Source organism: Staphylococcus ratti (assembly GCF_020883535.1).
GTDB lineage: Bacteria > Bacillota > Bacilli > Staphylococcales > Staphylococcaceae > Staphylococcus > Staphylococcus ratti.
The window spans coordinates 339,847-355,342 of the sequence record NZ_CP086654.1 but is presented as its reverse complement, the minus strand read 5'-3'; the positions used below and the strand labels follow the sequence as shown (position 1 = coordinate 355,342).

At 35.5% G+C, this 15,496-nt stretch carries 19 protein-coding genes; 1 reads left to right on the top strand and 18 read right to left on the bottom strand.

Annotation, left to right across the window (positions count from 1 at the left end; genetic code table 11):
• Window positions 1–2: 2 nt before the first annotated feature.
• The 13 genes from LN051_RS01540 to LN051_RS01480 form a co-directional block, all read right to left on the bottom strand.
• Window positions 3–803 carry an iron ABC transporter ATP-binding protein gene (locus LN051_RS01540; protein WP_229292877.1) on the bottom strand — a complete coding sequence of 267 codons (801 nt, stop codon included), beginning with the start codon at window positions 801–803 and terminating at the stop codon, window positions 3–5.
• Window positions 800–1,759, bottom strand: coding sequence for an iron chelate uptake ABC transporter family permease subunit (locus LN051_RS01535; protein ID WP_229292876.1), 960 nt, complete (start codon window positions 1,757–1,759; stop codon window positions 800–802). Before LN051_RS01535 ends, LN051_RS01540 begins: the two co-directional genes overlap by 4 nt.
• The gene (locus tag LN051_RS01530; RefSeq protein WP_229293591.1) at window positions 1,749–2,717 is read right to left on the bottom strand and encodes an ABC transporter permease; all 969 of its coding nucleotides are present in this window, start codon (window positions 2,715–2,717) and stop codon (window positions 1,749–1,751) included. Before LN051_RS01530 ends, LN051_RS01535 begins: the two co-directional genes overlap by 11 nt.
• Window positions 2,718–2,869: 152 nt before the next feature.
• The gene (locus LN051_RS01525; RefSeq protein WP_229292875.1) at window positions 2,870–3,394 is read right to left on the bottom strand and encodes an SA1002 family membrane protein; all 525 of its coding nucleotides are present in this window, start codon (window positions 3,392–3,394) and stop codon (window positions 2,870–2,872) included.
• A gap of 146 nt (window positions 3,395–3,540) precedes the next feature.
• Window positions 3,541–3,720 carry a hypothetical protein gene (locus LN051_RS01520; RefSeq protein ID WP_229292874.1) on the bottom strand — a complete coding sequence of 60 codons (180 nt, stop codon included), beginning with the start codon at window positions 3,718–3,720 and terminating at the stop codon, window positions 3,541–3,543.
• Window positions 3,721–3,961: 241 nt separating this feature from the next.
• The gene (locus tag LN051_RS01515; protein WP_229292873.1) at window positions 3,962–4,384 is read right to left on the bottom strand and encodes a universal stress protein; all 423 of its coding nucleotides are present in this window, start codon (window positions 4,382–4,384) and stop codon (window positions 3,962–3,964) included.
• Between the two features lie 301 nt (window positions 4,385–4,685).
• Window positions 4,686–5,585: a CobW family GTP-binding protein gene (locus tag LN051_RS01510; RefSeq protein WP_229292872.1), complete on the bottom strand. Its 900-nt coding sequence runs from the start codon at window positions 5,583–5,585 to the stop codon at window positions 4,686–4,688.
• Window positions 5,585–6,130, bottom strand: a complete 546-nt coding sequence (gene dcd / locus LN051_RS01505; protein WP_229292871.1) for a dCTP deaminase — start codon at window positions 6,128–6,130, stop codon at window positions 5,585–5,587. Before dcd ends, LN051_RS01510 begins: the two co-directional genes overlap by 1 nt.
• A 292-nt stretch (window positions 6,131–6,422) precedes the next feature.
• Window positions 6,423–6,968: a DUF5067 domain-containing protein gene (locus LN051_RS01500; RefSeq protein WP_229292870.1), complete on the bottom strand. Its 546-nt coding sequence runs from the start codon at window positions 6,966–6,968 to the stop codon at window positions 6,423–6,425.
• Window positions 6,969–6,983: 15 nt separating this feature from the next.
• Window positions 6,984–7,535 carry a DUF5067 domain-containing protein gene (locus LN051_RS01495; protein WP_229292869.1) on the bottom strand — a complete coding sequence of 184 codons (552 nt, stop codon included), beginning with the start codon at window positions 7,533–7,535 and terminating at the stop codon, window positions 6,984–6,986.
• 193 nt (window positions 7,536–7,728) lie between these two features.
• Window positions 7,729–9,444 carry an urease subunit alpha gene (ureC, locus tag LN051_RS01490; RefSeq protein ID WP_229292868.1) on the bottom strand — a complete coding sequence of 572 codons (1,716 nt, stop codon included), beginning with the start codon at window positions 9,442–9,444 and terminating at the stop codon, window positions 7,729–7,731.
• Window positions 9,441–9,797, bottom strand: coding sequence for an urease subunit beta (locus LN051_RS01485; RefSeq protein WP_229292867.1), 357 nt, complete (start codon window positions 9,795–9,797; stop codon window positions 9,441–9,443). Before LN051_RS01485 ends, ureC begins: the two co-directional genes overlap by 4 nt.
• Window positions 9,798–9,809: 12 nt before the next feature.
• Complete coding sequence (locus LN051_RS01480; protein WP_229292866.1) at window positions 9,810–10,112, bottom strand: urease subunit gamma; 303 nt, start codon at window positions 10,110–10,112, stop codon at window positions 9,810–9,812.
• 247 nt (window positions 10,113–10,359) lie between these two features.
• On the opposite strand from LN051_RS01480, the gene yut reads away from it, so the two are divergent.
• A complete protein-coding gene (gene yut, locus LN051_RS01475; RefSeq protein WP_229292865.1) occupies window positions 10,360–11,271 on the top strand; it encodes an urea transporter in 912 nt (303 codons plus the stop codon).
• Window positions 11,272–11,293: 22 nt separating this feature from the next.
• On the opposite strand, the gene LN051_RS01470 is transcribed toward yut, so the two are convergent.
• The 5 genes from LN051_RS01470 to LN051_RS01450 form a co-directional block, all read right to left on the bottom strand.
• Complete coding sequence (locus LN051_RS01470) at window positions 11,294–12,229, bottom strand: cation diffusion facilitator family transporter (RefSeq protein ID WP_229292864.1); 936 nt, start codon at window positions 12,227–12,229, stop codon at window positions 11,294–11,296.
• A gap of 23 nt (window positions 12,230–12,252) precedes the next feature.
• Entirely contained in the window at window positions 12,253–12,390 is a 138-nt protein-coding gene (locus LN051_RS01465; protein ID WP_229292863.1) for a hypothetical protein, read from the bottom strand.
• A 165-nt stretch (window positions 12,391–12,555) separates the two neighbouring features.
• Complete coding sequence (locus tag LN051_RS01460) at window positions 12,556–13,743, bottom strand: ABC transporter permease (RefSeq protein WP_229292862.1); 1,188 nt, start codon at window positions 13,741–13,743, stop codon at window positions 12,556–12,558.
• The gene (locus tag LN051_RS01455; protein WP_229292861.1) at window positions 13,736–14,422 is read right to left on the bottom strand and encodes an ABC transporter ATP-binding protein; all 687 of its coding nucleotides are present in this window, start codon (window positions 14,420–14,422) and stop codon (window positions 13,736–13,738) included. Before LN051_RS01455 ends, LN051_RS01460 begins: the two co-directional genes overlap by 8 nt.
• Complete coding sequence (locus LN051_RS01450) at window positions 14,419–15,480, bottom strand: efflux RND transporter periplasmic adaptor subunit (RefSeq protein ID WP_229292860.1); 1,062 nt, start codon at window positions 15,478–15,480, stop codon at window positions 14,419–14,421. Before LN051_RS01450 ends, LN051_RS01455 begins: the two co-directional genes overlap by 4 nt.
• Window positions 15,481–15,496: the final 16 nt, after the last annotated feature.

Genomic DNA, 15,496 nt, shown 5'->3' with positions numbered 1-15,496 from the left:
TATTAAAATGTTTTTTGAGACATTTGATGATACATACAAGGTAGTTCATCAAAATAAATACAAATTTGCTGACCTCGAATCGTTTCTATTTTGACATCCATATCATAAAGCTGTTTTAAAACAGAAGCTTCTATCACTTCTCTCTTATGTGCAGCTTTAACGACTTTACCATCTTTTAACGCGACAATATTATCAGAGTACACGGAAGCAAAATTAATATCATGTAAAACAACAATGATTGTTTTATTATGAAAAACGGCGAGTTCTCGTAAAGTTTGCATAATTTGAACAGAATGTTTCATATCTAAGTTGTTTAACGGCTCATCTAATAAAATGTATTCCGTATCTTGAGCAATCGTCATAGCAATATACGCACGTTGACGTTGACCTCCCGATAACGTTTTTAAATAGCGATGCCGTATATCTTCTAATTTTAATAATTCAATAGCTTCATTCACTTTAGCTTTATCTTCTTTTTTTAAATAACCTTTAGAGTACGGAAAACGGCCAAAATTCACTAACTGTTCTACGGTAATATTTAATTCCGTGTGGTTCGTTTGTTTTAAAATGGACAATTTTTTAGACAGTGTCTGATTTGCATAGGATTGGAGAGGTGCTCCATCAATTTCGACGTGTCCTTCTTGGAAAGCTCTTAGACGACTCACGGCAGAAAGTAATGTACTTTTTCCTGCGCCATTAGGTCCAATCAATGAAGTCAGTCTCCCTTTTTGAATGTCTACACTTACATCCGTAAGTATAGGTTTATCATCAATCCATTGATCTAAATTTTGAATACGAATCAAGCCGTTCCCCTCCTTTTCATTAAAAGATAAATAAAGTAAATTCCTCCAATGAGATTAATTAAAATACTGACTTGCGTTGTTGCTTCAAATACATTCTCTACAATCCACTGTGCTATAAATAAACTCATCCAACTGATACAAATTGTTGCTGGTAAAATATAACGATGCTCAAAATTTTTGATTAATTCGTGTGCTAAATTAATTGTTAAAAGTCCTAAAAATGTGATTGGCCCTACTAGTGCAGTCGCAATGGCCACCATAAGCGCAACTAATATGAGCAAACCTCTCGTCATTTGCGTATAATTGACACCTAAATTAATCGCTTGTGCTCTCCCGAGTAATAATACATCTAAGTAAGGGAGTATACTAATTGTAATTAGCAATAAAACGACTAAAACCACTGCACTGATGGTCACTAATGTGGGATTTGCCCCATCAAAATTGGCAAACATCGCATTTTGAATGACTAGAAAATCTTCAGGATTAATTAACAACTCCAAAAAGCCAGTAATACTTCTAAAAAACGTTCCTAAAATCACGCCAATTAATAAAATAAAGTACACCGAAAACTGTCCGTATTTAAAGATACCTTCAAATAAAATCAATGCGAATACGACCATAACAATCAACGTAATCGAAAAGTTAAGATAGAAATTCGTAATAAATATAGAACTTGCGCCAAAAATAAAAAGAATTAAAACTTTACTAAAAAGATATATTGCATCAAGTCCCATAATTGAAGGGGTTAAAAGACGGTTGACGGTAATGGCTTGGAAAATAACAGTGGAAGCCGCAATGGCCGCACCGACAAGGACCATTAAGAAGAGTTTTCTTAACCGACTATTAAACTGATATTCAAAAATTTCAAAATCAAGGCCGAGCAACAAATACATAGCGCCAACAATGAGTGTAGCAATAATTAAAATTATGAGCTTTTTCAAGGACTTATTGTGCATAATATCTGCGTCCTTTCATTAGCATAATGATAAAAATAACTGTCCCAAACATACCTATCGTCAGTCCAATATTAATTTCATATGGATACACGACAATACGACCTATAATGTCCGAAAACATTACAAATATCGCACCTAACATGGCAGTATGCGGTAATGCATTTTTTAAATGGTCTCCTTTAAAAATAGAGACAATATTCGGTACAATCAGACCTAAAAATGGCAGTGTCCCTACTGTCACTACTACAAGTGCAGTTATCGTTGCCGTAATAAATAAGCCGATATTAATGATTACATCATAATTAAGACCTAAATTTTTACTAAAATCGCGTCCCATACCTGCAATCGTAAATTGATTTGCAAACAGATAGGTCAACACGAGCAACGGAATACTCAAATACAACACTTCATAGCGTCCACTTGTAATTACCGCAAAATTACCGTTCATCCAATTGCCTAAACTTTGAACTGCATTCGTCTTTAAAGCAATAAATGTAGAAAAACTAGACACAATGCCGCCGAGCATAATTCCAATTAATGGTACAAAGATTACATCTTTAAAACGTATGCGTTGAATCATTTGGACAAACAAAAACGTGCCTGCCACACTTAACAGTACAGCAAACAATAATTTGATAAGTATATGTTCAGCAGGAAAGAAAATTAAAGAAATGAGGATCCCTAACTTCGCCCATTCCATAGTTCCTGCCGTTGTAGGGCTAACAAATTTATTTTGCATCATTTGTTGCATAATTAAGCCAGCCAAAGCAAGCGTGCTTCCAGAAATTAAAATACTTATAGTTCTCGGAATACGACTTGCCAATAATACATTCAGTTGGTCTTCATTAAGGTTAAATAGTGCAGTGATAGGCACACTGCTCACCCCAATAAATAAAGAACACACAGTAAGGATGGCAAGTAGAATAAACAACACATAGCCATTCATTAAATAGCGCATCATTCTGTCTCCTTTTCAACCTTACATCACCGACAATGAAAATCATTATCATTTAAAGTGTAGCATCAAACCATTCACCTTTCAATACAAACTTGTCCTATTCGTAAAAAACACCTCATAACGCAACAAAATCGTCACGTTTGAGATGCTTTTTAAGCGTTATGTTTCTGTTTACGGTTCATTCTCACCATAGATATGGAAATCCAACTTACTAGCAATGCTGGTAGTATGAAAAGATTAATGGTCTCTCCCGAAAGTATACTTGAAAAGATTTGATTAAAATCAACCTCTAAAAGCCCTTTAAGTTGATTTGTAATAAATTGATATAAAGCGAAATAGATTAATAACCATTGAATGAAATATTCTAAAATTGTAATTAACGTGTCACTAATAATTACATAACGACTCAAAACTTTTAACAAAATATATTGGAGGATACCACTTAATAACATTATAATTAGACCAATTTGAAAGAAACCGTCTGTATGTCCGAAAATTAAAAGAATAGGAAAACATACAACTAATGATGCAATAATAATCGTAATATAACTTAAAAATATAAGTAACCCGCCAATCGCTATGGCTTTTAAAAAGACGAGTTTCCCTTCCTCATGCCCGACTAAATAACCGATGATTAAAAATAAAATTAAAATGATGCATGTATTAAAATAAAACATATGTCACCGCCCGTATATTTATATCTCATTGTTTTCCTAATTTATGTATCTAATTACCTATCTTTAAAAATTTTAATCTAAATTAAAAACAGCGGCAATGTTTAATTTAAATATTACATTACCGCTTTGCAACGATTCAAATATATTTAATAGTTTTGAGATACGATAAACATTAAAAATAGTGAAAGAACAGTAAGCACCGCTCCCATCATTACCCATAAATTCAATTGCTTTTTCGCCGCTTCGCCTTCTTTTTTTGAAACACGAATTGCCATAATCCAAGCGATGACCATGAGTACAACTAATACGCCGATTACTATTGTCATAATATGGTACACCTCCATTTTAGTTAATCGTATTATCATTTTAGCATATCCATTGCTTTTCATAAGAAATAACGTTAACCTATCGGCACGCTGTCACATATTTGTCATAATAAGTTTCCACATTAAGCGTGGTCATAAGATGCACCTAGTACATTGATAAATAATATACAAACAAAAAGTGAGCCTGCCTCTCTATGGATGCACGCTCACCACTAGAATGATTAATTTCAAGATATGTTCGTCATTTTACAATTAATACCGGCACGTTTACCCGTTTCGCAATTTTATGCGTAACGTGGCCTAAAACATGTTTAATATCTACTTCTGCTCTTTTATTACTCATCACGACAACATCGTAGCTATATCCTTCTATTTCGTTGACAATTTCATGGGTAGGGCTACCTGTTGTGAATTTAAGTTGATAATTTAAACCATAATCATCTAAAGTGTTTAAAAATGGACGCATTTCCTCTTTCTTTTCTGCAACAACCTCTTCAAAATGTTTGCCTTGGTAACGTACATAATTGGCAAGCTCTGTTTCAGAAATTACATGAAATACGACAATTTTATACGTAGATGCTGCTTCAGTTAACTTTTTCAGTTGATCTGGCACATTTTTAAAGCTATTCCCAAAGTCATAAGGTACAAGTACATTTTCATACATTACGTGTCACCTCTCTCATTGTTCTCTTTCTACTCAAACATATCCTTTACACCTTTATTTTATCACTTTGTAAGCGCTTGCTCAACGTTTCACTTACTTGCTTTCTCTTCGAACTATGTTTCTATTCGTTCTAAATGATTGTGCTAAATCTCCTAATAAATCAGATGACTTTTCAAGCCTCGACCTCAAGCATATTACTGTTCTCCCTCATTGACCAAATCAATCAATCGGATCGCATGCTAAAAAAACGTGAGACAGAAATCGATTTGATTTCATCGTCTCACGCTCTATTTAAACACCGTTAAGAAGCTAGTTCGATACCATCGAACGTACTATTCACTTTTTTTGGACAAATCTCGTGACCTATCACGACTAAATACGAAGGCATATCGATATTACAAGGCCTAAGTTCTAAATGCCCTGGTACATACTGCATAATGCAAGGTTGATCCATCCCTTCAACCCATACAAAACCTTTAACACGATACACTTGTCCTTCAAGTTGTTTTAGACCTTCAACTAAGGCAGATTGCTTGATTGGTTTATGAAATTCATGAAAGCATTGTGTCAACGCACCATGTGTTTTCGAACGTTTTTCTTGTTGCACCACTGCTTGTTCAGGCATTTCATTTAATGTCACTTCACCATATTGCGTCAACACATATGGGATTTCAGGATAATCCGCTTCTAATTGATTGACTACTTCTAGTAATGTGTCCGTATCCATTAAATCAATTTTATTTAAAATAAGGTGACTACAAAATTGCGTTTGTTCCACAATTAAATTTTGAATATCTTGTGGATAGTCCTCTTTATTCAAATACACAGAGGCATCCATCACACCAATAATACGCATACGTTCTACGATAGGAGTTAGCACTGGTGTTAAACATGCGTCATATACTTCTAAAGGATGCGCAAGGCCACTACATTCTATAAAGACAATATCAGGTTGATGTTCTAAATAAATTTCATGTAGTTGTGAAGCGACATCATTTTTAAATGTGCAACAAATATAGCCATTCGTCAACGCCTTAATATGTATCTCTTCATGAATGAAATATTGATCCACGCTACGTTCACCAAAATCATTCATAATAACGGCTGGTTGCTGTCCTTGATCAATCGCATCTTGAATCAAAAAGTTCAACGTAGATGTTTTACCTCCACCTAAAAAACCTGTCATCACCACGATTTCCATTAGTAGCCACCATCCTTCATCCAGTCCCTAAACACACGACTTCCTGTAGTCGTCGCTTGACCTTGATACTTTCCAGTATAAACTGCGTCTGGTGTTGTTTTAGTCTCTGCTAAAACAATTTGACAAATACGTTGTCCTTTTTCAATCTCAAGTGGAAAATCATTGGCATTATAAAGCTCTAAAGTAATTGCCCCTTCGAAGCCAGGATCAACCCATCCCGCATTTTGTATAAATAATCCTGCTCGACCTATCGAACTACGTCCTTCCACGAAACCTGTTAAGTGGTTAGGCAATTTTAAATACTCCTCTGTCGTCGCTAAAATAAAACCATGTGCAGGTATCGTTATACGTTCTTGATATAGCGTTTCATATTTAATTGGCTCACTTAATTTTTGTGTCCCCTTTTCAGGCGGTAGTGGCTTCAAAAAATGTTCAGCTAATGTTAGGTCCATTGATGCTGGCTCTACATGTTGAGCATGATAAGGTGTTACTTCAAGTATTCCGGATTCAATATACGCTTTAATATCATTATCAGATAAGATCATGTGTATACCCCTATTCTTCTCTTTATAAATCGGAATTATTACGTTGGTAAAACATAGTTCTAAATTTATCATGTCTAAATTAACTATACAAGATATTCTTTAATTTCTGAGTTATGCATAAATTTTATATATTAAACCTCTTCTTTTGCTAGGCTTATATCACTACATCTTTTCTCTTCATCATTAAATAAAACTATGTGCAATTGCCAAATGCATAATGATGCAAAATTAGTGTAAATAAAAGCTACCAAAGAAGTATTTCACTTCACTTTGGTAGCTTTAAATCGTGCAATTATTTTTTGATATTAATTACTTTTTCACCTAATGTTTTAGATTCACTGTCACTCGTCTTATCGCTCGTATGACCACGCAAGATAACTTTGCCTTCCTTCTTGTCAATTTTATAAATCATCATAGAAGTGACATTATCTTTTGGCTTAACTAATAAATCACCGTTTTCTTTATACTTATAGTATTTAGAGTCTTTATCACTAACACTTACATAACCAGAAAATAAACGTTTTTCAACATTTTTGTCATCGTTATGCGCTTCGAAATAATCATCCCATTCCTTACTTGCAGATTTATTTTCTTTACTTTTATTTGTATACTCATAAATAAAAGCAATATAAGGGCCCTCGTCATCATCTTGAGAGAATGATTCCACTAATTTCGTTTCTTTAATTTTAAATTCGGCCTCTTTCGTTTTAAGGGTATCTTCTTTAAAATAACCTTCTCCGATATTTTCTTCTTCTGTTTCTTTTTTACTATTGCCCATAATATCGCAACCACTCAAAATAATTACAGATACACATAGTGCACTCAATAACTTTTTCATTTGATATTCCCCTTTTTAGATTTGGTTAGATTTCTTTTCTTTTAATTCGATTTTTTTCGCACCAATCGTTTCGTACTCACTATTTTTAGCAACGATGATGATTGGACTTGTCTTGTCTATTAATTCAAAAGTTTTAAAGCCCTTAGCTTTACCGCCTTTTTTGATTTCAACGTGAGTATCAGGGAAATCTTTAATTCTACGGTCGTCTTTCATTATCGTAGGTTTTAATTCTTTCTCTTTACCATTGATAACCTGATAAACATCTATACTTGTAATCCAAGCTGAAGAAGGATAAATCTTTTTGTCTTGTTTGTTTTTCACACTGTATTCAAATGAAGCTGCCTTTATATTTTTATCATCTATATTTTTACCTTCAGGAAACTCCAACTTTTCAAATTCAATTTCAAAATCTTTTCTAATTACTTTTTTATCTTTAAATTCTCCATCTGGTTTGTATTTTTCCGCTTTAGATAGTTCAAGTGTTTCAATAGTGTTTTCTTTTTCTTCACCATTACCGCATGCAACAAGTAATAACGACAAAAACAATAACGTCAATGCTTTCTTCATATGTTTTACACACCCTTATTAAATTTTTAAGCTCTTTTTAATTTACCAACTGAGAAATAATTTTTCAATACCATATTTTAATTTTCATTCCTTGTTTAGCTACGTTGTTTTTTTGATAAATAAAAAATACCTACAATTTTGGTTGGGGAAATCAAAATTGTAGATACTTGCTTTTAACTTATTTATATAAACATCAGAATAAGAAATAGCGTTGTGTCAATGGCAACTCCGTCGCAGCTTCACTTGTAATTTTCTCGCCATCTACAAATACTTCATATGTTTCTGGATCAACGTCTAGTTTTGGTAAAGCGTCATTATTCACCATATCCTTTTTAGAAAGTTGACGAATGTTTTTTACAGGACGAATCTGACGTTTGAGGTCTAAAGTACGTCGGATACCATTTTGATAAGCGACTTGAGAGACAAACGTCATTGACGTACTTTGCATGTTCCCACCATACTGTCCATACATAGGACGATATTTAACAGGTTCTGCGGTCGGAATAGAACCATTTGCATCACCATTAATCGCGACATTGATTAATCCACCTTTAATAACCATTGTCGGCTTCACACCAAAGAAACGTGGGTCCCACATTACTAAATCTGCAAGTTTACCTTCGTCGACTGAACCTACATATTCTGCAATACCGTGAGTGATTGCAGGATTAATTGTATATTTAGCAATATAACGGCGAATACGATGATTATCATTGTATTCACTATCTACCTTGAGTGCACCACGTTGTTCTTTCATACGATGTGCCACCTGCCATGTTCGTGTAATGACTTCTCCAACACGTCCCATAGCCTGAGAATCTGAACTAATCATGCTAAATACACCCATATCTTGTAAAACGTCTTCAGCCGCAATTGTTTCTTTACGAATACGCGAATCTGCAAATGCTACATCTTCTGGAATAGACGCGTTAAGATGATGTGTAATCATAACCATATCTAAATGTTCATCTACAGTATTGTGCGTATAGGGTAATGTAGGATTGGTAGAAGAAGGTAAAATGTTAGGGTAGCCTGCTGCCTTTATTAAGTCTGGAGCATGTCCGCCACCTGCGCCTTCTGTATGGTACATATGTAAAACTTTATCGCCAATTGCTTCCATCGTATCTTCCATGAAACCTGCTTCATTTAGCGTATCCGCATGAAGTGCAATTTGAATGTCATATTCATCTGCGACTGCAAGCGCATGACGCAATGCAGAAGGGGTTGCTCCCCAGTCTTCGTGCACTTTTAATCCAATAACACCTGCATGAATTTGTTCTACTAATGCAGTGTGGTTTACTGCTTGCCCTTTACCTGTAAATCCTATATTCACTGGTAAATTTTCTGCTGCTTGTAACATACGATGGATATGCCAAGGACCTGGTGTCACTGTTGTTGCTTTAGTTCCTTCTGTTGCACCTGTGCCGCCACCAATTTGTGTTGTCACACCACTTTCTAAAGCGATTTCTGACTGTTCCGGATTAATAAAATGGACGTGTGTATCAATCCCACCTGCTGTAATAATACTTCCTTCTGCTGCAATGATTTCGGTTGATGCACCAATAATAATATCCACGTCATCCATGATATCTGGATTGCCGGCTTTACCAATTTTCATGATATACCCATTTTTTACACCGATATCGCCTTTAACCACTTTGTCATAATCAATAATAACTGCATTCGTAATTACTAAATCTGCTACTTTTTTATGATCACGCGTCGCATTTGGGTTTTGTCCCATGCCATCTCGAATGGATTTACCGCCACCAAATGCCACTTCATCACCATAGTTAGCGTAGTCTTTTTCAATTTTGGCAAAAAGATTCGTATCTCCTAATCGAATAGCGTCCCCTACCGTTGGGCCATAGAGGCTCGTATATTGTGATTCAGTCATTTTAAAACTCATTTCATGTCACTTCCCTCTTTCATATTAGGAGCTGTAATCCGAGATTGGTCAAGCGGACCATCTACTTCTCCATGGAAACCATAAATTTTTTGCTCACCTGCATAACGCACAAGGCGTATTGCTTTTTCATCTCCGGGTTCAAAACGAACTGCTGCCCCTGCTGGAATGTCTAAATGCTTCCCATAAGCTTCAGCGCGATGGAATGACAACGCTGGATTGGCTTCAAAAAAGTGATAGTGTGAACCTACTTGAATAGGACGGTCCCCACTATTTTTAACAGTAATTTGTGTAATTTCTCGTCCTTCATTTATGATGACTTCCGTTGATTGCACAATGATTTCACCTGGTTTCATATTTATCTCCTCCTACACAATTGGATGATGAATTGTGACTAGTTTTGTACCATCTGGAAAAGTAGCCTCGATTTCAATGTCTGTGACCATCGCATCCACACCGTCCATCACATCATCTTTAGATAAAATTTCGCGTCCATAGCTCATTAATTCAGCTACCGATTTACCATCCCTTGCCCCTTCTAATATTTCATAACTAATCAAGGCGACCGCTTCCGGATGATTTAACTTTAATCCACGTGCTTTGCGTCGCCGTGCTAAATCCGCTGCTACAACAATCATTAATTTATCTTGCTCACGTTGTGTAAAGTTCATTAACATACACACTCCTCAATGGAATTTAAAAACCACACACAAATTATAATCCTTCGTATGCTGCTCTTCAAATAATTATACTATTTTAGAAAAGTATTTTATAATTAACTAGACTTCAGTTTTAGAATAACCGCCAATAACACACTTTTTAAAAATAGTAATAAATCTTTTCATAACATTAATAATATACTGGAGCCAATTTTTGAGAAAGAGGGTATTCAACTTGCCTTTGTCACTTCAAACTTTTTTGAAAAATATTTCACAAGTCGTGCTACTTGAAAATGTATGGACGGGATTACTTATTTTAATCGCCTTATGGATCGGAGATTGGAAAGTAGGCCTTGCAGCGATGATAGGCAGTACACTTAGCCTTCTAACTGCGCCATGGTTCGGATATACAAAAAGAGAGATTCATGCAGGTTTAGCAGGATTTAATAGTGTCCTTGTGGCCATCGCTTTAACTTTATTTATGGTTATGACATGGCAAACATTTATCGTATGTCTCATTGCCACGATTGTCGTAATGCCTGTGGCTAAAGCGATACAAACTGTTTTAAAGCGTTTTGAAATACCTGAACTTACGACACCTTTTGTAATAATGTCGTGGATAGTACTCTTGATGAAACCACAGTTCGAGTTTTTGAAAAGTACGATAAAAGTGTTACCACTTAAAAATGTCGTCACTATTGATTTGACTGAACCAGTTCATCCTATCGCAGCTTTTTTTAATAGTATGAGTCAAATTTTTCTCGTCGAAAATGTCCTTTCTGGAATTTTAATTATTGTCGCATTTTTTGTAGCTTCACGACGGGTTGGATTCTTTGTGATCATCGCCAATTTACTATCATTACTTTTCGTTTATACATTAGGTTCGGATATTACCTCTTTAAATCACGGACTTTTTGGTTATAATTTAATTTTATCGATTATTGCCATTAGCGTTACCTTTAAAAAATTGACACATCTTAATCGTTACCTTATGTTTTTACTTGTCGTCATTTTAACGCCAATGGTATACGGAGCAACAACCACATTTTTAGAGCCATTCGGCATACCAATTTTGACATTGCCCTTTATACTCGTCACTTGGCTACTATTACTAGCAGGTCAAAAACAACCAGAAAACCATAAAAAGGGAGCGGGACAGAAATCTATTTGATTTCGTTGTCCCGCCCCTTACGTTATTTTATATCACTAAAATAAGCTTCGTCTAAATGGTTCATTTCTAAATGTTCAATTTGAAGCGTCGTATGAGCTAAACCATACTTTTCTTTCAATAAGCGCTCCAATTTGTTAATTGTTTCATACGCATCTTGTCCACTTTTACTGTCCAATACGACATGCGCACTTAAAGAATAATGCTCTGTCGTAATCGACCATAAGTGAAATTCATGCACATCTAAAACTTGATCCACACTTTTCATGTCATCCATAATTTCATCCGTATCTAAATGAGCTGGTACAGATTCCATTAAAATGAAAGCTGCATTTTTCATGATTTTGTATCCACCGCGCAAAATGATGACCGCAATAATCATACTTAAAATCGGGTCAATCATTTGAATACCGGTAAAATAAATGAGTACAACGGCAACTATAACTCCTACTGAATTTAATAAATCGCCAATAAAATGCCAAAGTGCACTTTGAATATTGATGTTATTTTCATTTTTAAGTGAACGCATCAAAATAATAGTCAGTACAATGTTTACAATTAAGCCGATCGTTGCGATGACTAACATTAACCCACTTTCTACAGGTTTCGGATAAATAATACGCATAATGGCTTCGTAAAATATCCATAAGGAAATGATTGCTAAAGCTAAACCATTTAAAAAAGCTGCAATAATTTCAAATCGCAAATAACCAAAGGTGTATTTTCCTGTAGGTTTACGGCTCGCAAAGTAAATCGCCACCATGGACAAGCCAAGCGCAATCACATCACTTAACATATGGAATGAATCTGAAAGTAATGCAAGAGAGTTTGATAAAATACCGCCAACAAACTCCACAATTGTAAAAAATAATGTAATAATTAATGATATCCATAATGTCTTTTTAGAACTTTTTTGTCGCTTTCGATGTTCTACATGATGGAAATAATAGTTTCTTTGCATCCCCGTTGCCTCCTCAAATTTTCTTACGATGCTTTAATATCTTCAGCCATATGATCGTCTACACGATATTGCTGCACTGTTAAAATCGCGACTGCCCACATCATCGCGACGCCAATACCTCCAGCAATATAAGCACATACTTTAAAAAGTGTTTTCATCATTTTACGCCTCCAATATAAAATATGTATCTTTATTATATACCACTTCATTTTATAAGATAAAACGTGTTTGTGAATTTTAAATGCTTCATTAGGCGAACTTTTGAAAGTTCAAAAAGAGCTAGGAAACGTGCATTTGCGTTTCAACTAGCTCTTATACCTGTCACTTTATTTAATAATATCAATCAACTCTTTTTTAGAAGCTGCGCGTGCCGGCACCCATCCGAATACAATTCCAATAAATGTCGAAACACCTACTGCTAGCAACACAGAACCGAATGTGACAGAACTGCGAATATAATCTGGCGTTAAGGCGTCTACAATAGCAGCAATACCGATACCAATTAACAATCCTATAATACCACCGATTAAACATAAAATGATACTTTCAATTAAAAATTGCATTTCAATATCACGGCCTTTTGCACCAAATGCACGTCGAATAGCTATTTCTTCCGTACGTTCCGCAACAGAAATGTACATCACGTTCATTACACCAATACCCGCAATAAATAGAGAAATACCTGCGACGGCAGCGACAAAGTATGTAATGCCGTCGAACACTTTATTGATGTTTTTCATTAACGCTTCCATGTCCGTATATTGATATGTGCCGTCTCCTGCTGCTGATCCATTCTTATTCAGCTTATCCGCGACAGCATTCGCCACTTCTTTTTTATTTGTAGCACCATTAAATTTAATTTCCAATTGTGGCATTGACGGTTTTAAATTGGGTAAATAACGTTTGACCGTTTGAGGTGGAATTTGAACGAGATTCGGTACCATCATATCATCTTGAATACCTGCAACTTTAAAATCCATACCATCAATATAAATCGTTTTCCCCACTGCTTTACCTTTGAACAAGCTCTCGGCAACGTCTGAACTAATTGTTGCCACACGTTCTGCTATTTCATTTTCATCAGACGTGTAACCCGCGCCTTCTTGAACATCCGTCGCTGATTTTGGAGACTTTATCGTAATATCTGATTTTTTGTCCGTACTTTTCGCTTCACTTGTCAAACCATTTTTATTGTTTGTTTTAATAGAGGCATTCGTCACGCCTTTCACTTGGCGGGTAAGGTCTAAGTCTGATGCTGTAAAAGGATTAGTATTGGCAGGCTGTCCCCCTTGTTCTAAATGCTTATCTATGAAGTCAACGAGCACCGTATCTTTAGATGCACCTGCATCATCAAATTGCTCATTTGCAGACTCTTTAAATCCATTACCAAGTGCCATGATCGTAATTACTGCTGCAATCCCAATAATAATACCAATCATCGTAAAAATATTACGACGTTTATTTTTCATTATTGAACGTAAGGCGACATGGATAATATTGTTAAAATTACTCATGTACATTCACCTCTTCTTTTTGAACACGTCCATCTAAAATATGAATAACACGATCCGCTTGTGCTGCCACTTTAGGGTCATGTGTCACGATAATCATCGTAGTCCTTTGTTCTTTATTGAGCTTCAAGAAAAGTGCCATAATATCTTGAGAAGTTTTAGAATCTAATGCTCCCGTTGGTTCATCCGCAATAATAAATTTAGGTTGATTCACTATCGCACGTGCAATCGCGACACGTTGTTGTTGACCACCAGATAATTTATTTGGCACGAGATGTTCCTTATCAAAAAGCCCCACCTCATGTAACATCGCTTTAACGCGTTCTTTGCGTGCTTTAGCAGATAACCCTGCATAAAGTAAAGGAATACTCACATTTTCTAAAATCGTATTGTTTTGAATTAACTTGAAATTTTGAAAGACAAAACCAACTGTACGATTTCGTATGACCGCAAGTTCGTTATCAGAACGCTTTTGATAGTTGTTTTGGTCAAAAAGGTATTCTCCCTCATAACCTCGATCAATAAACCCTAAAATATTGATTAGCGTACTTTTACCAGATCCTGAAGGTCCCATAATGGCTACGAATTCTCCGGCATCGATGCGCAGTTTGATATCTTTTAAAATGTGATTCGTTTCATTCCCATTTTTAAAACTACGATTCACATTAATCAGTTCTATCATGATGACACCTCAACTTTTTTCCCGTCTTGTAAATCACTGTCTGGGTTTTTGATGAGTACGTCACCTTTCTTCAGACCTTTTTTCAAAATCAGGTCTCCGTTATTTTTGTCGTATTTAATTTTACGTTTGTGTACTGTATGGTCTTTGTCCACAACATAAACATAATCATCTTTTGTAAGTACTGAAGATGGGAATTTGATAGTATCTAAAGGAATTTCTGCTTCAACAGAGAAACCATTGCGCACATCAAAGTCTAAGTCCCCAATCATCACAGTATATTTTGATGAAGCACCATCGTCCCCTCCGCTCGGCTGATGTTCCGTCGGGTTAGACGTATTCAAAGTCGCTTGTGCTTCACCTTCTCCAGCTCCTGATGATTGCGCACCACTCATTGCTGCTTGACTGTTTCCTGATACTTCTTGTTCATAACTTGTCGGTAATTCTGAAATACTTTTAATTTTGCCTTTGCCTTTTTTTCCAGTACTTGTTACCGTCACATTGACATGATCGCCTACTGTAATTTTATTTAAATCATATTCTGAAACAGTGGTTTTAATTTGAGGGTCATCTGAAATTAATTTTAAAATCGGCTCGCCTTCGCCTACATTCGTTTTTTTAATGTTGGAGACAATGCCATTAAATGAAGCATAGATGCTGTCACTTACTTGGCTGTCATATTGATTTAATTGTTTTCTCGCTTGATTAATTTCAGCTTGATTCCCTTTTGCTTCAGATTCTTGTACTTGACGAGACAGTTGATTACGCTTTTCCGGGTCTGCCTGATAATTAATCAACGGTGTTCCTTGCACCACGCGTTGACCTTCATTCACTTGAACACTTACAAACTCACCAAGTTGCTTATTATTTTGATATGTTTTAATTGCTTCCGGCGATACTTTTCCCGTCACTTTAATAGGACTTTCCGGCTTTATTGTATATGTATCATACGCTGCCTCTTTTTCACCGTTGCTACCTGTTACTGCTTTTGCAATAAAACCTGCAACAATTAGAAATGCTACAGTCACTATTGACAAAATTATTAACGTTCTCTTTTTCAAACTATTCTCTCCTCAC

What these genes read in the sequence shown, in the direction of transcription:
- LN051_RS01535 (WP_229292876.1), bottom strand. Translation starts at nt 1,759, where the DNA reads ATGCACAATAAGTCCTTGAAAAAGCTCATAATTTTAATTATTGCTACA.
- LN051_RS01530 (WP_229293591.1), bottom strand. Translation starts at nt 2,717, where the DNA reads ATGCGCTATTTAATGAATGGCTATGTGTTGTTTATTCTACTTGCCATC.
- LN051_RS01525 (WP_229292875.1), bottom strand. Translation starts at nt 3,394, where the DNA reads ATGTTTTATTTTAATACATGCATCATTTTAATTTTATTTTTAATCATC.
- LN051_RS01520 (WP_229292874.1), bottom strand. Translation starts at nt 3,720, where the DNA reads ATGACAATAGTAATCGGCGTATTAGTTGTACTCATGGTCATCGCTTGG.
- LN051_RS01515 (WP_229292873.1), bottom strand. Translation starts at nt 4,384, where the DNA reads ATGTATGAAAATGTACTTGTACCTTATGACTTTGGGAATAGCTTTAAA.
- LN051_RS01510 (WP_229292872.1), bottom strand. Translation starts at nt 5,585, where the DNA reads ATGGAAATCGTGGTGATGACAGGTTTTTTAGGTGGAGGTAAAACATCT.
- dcd (WP_229292871.1), bottom strand. Translation starts at nt 6,130, where the DNA reads ATGATCTTATCTGATAATGATATTAAAGCGTATATTGAATCCGGAATA.
- LN051_RS01500 (WP_229292870.1), bottom strand. Translation starts at nt 6,968, where the DNA reads ATGAAAAAGTTATTGAGTGCACTATGTGTATCTGTAATTATTTTGAGT.
- LN051_RS01495 (WP_229292869.1), bottom strand. Translation starts at nt 7,535, where the DNA reads ATGAAGAAAGCATTGACGTTATTGTTTTTGTCGTTATTACTTGTTGCA.
- ureC (WP_229292868.1), bottom strand. Translation starts at nt 9,444, where the DNA reads ATGAGTTTTAAAATGACTGAATCACAATATACGAGCCTCTATGGCCCA.
- LN051_RS01485 (WP_229292867.1), bottom strand. Translation starts at nt 9,797, where the DNA reads ATGAAACCAGGTGAAATCATTGTGCAATCAACGGAAGTCATCATAAAT.
- LN051_RS01480 (WP_229292866.1), bottom strand. Translation starts at nt 10,112, where the DNA reads ATGAACTTTACACAACGTGAGCAAGATAAATTAATGATTGTTGTAGCA.
- LN051_RS01470 (WP_229292864.1), bottom strand. Translation starts at nt 12,229, where the DNA reads ATGCAAAGAAACTATTATTTCCATCATGTAGAACATCGAAAGCGACAA.
- LN051_RS01465 (WP_229292863.1), bottom strand. Translation starts at nt 12,390, where the DNA reads ATGATGAAAACACTTTTTAAAGTATGTGCTTATATTGCTGGAGGTATT.
- LN051_RS01460 (WP_229292862.1), bottom strand. Translation starts at nt 13,743, where the DNA reads ATGAGTAATTTTAACAATATTATCCATGTCGCCTTACGTTCAATAATG.
- LN051_RS01455 (WP_229292861.1), bottom strand. Translation starts at nt 14,422, where the DNA reads ATGATAGAACTGATTAATGTGAATCGTAGTTTTAAAAATGGGAATGAA.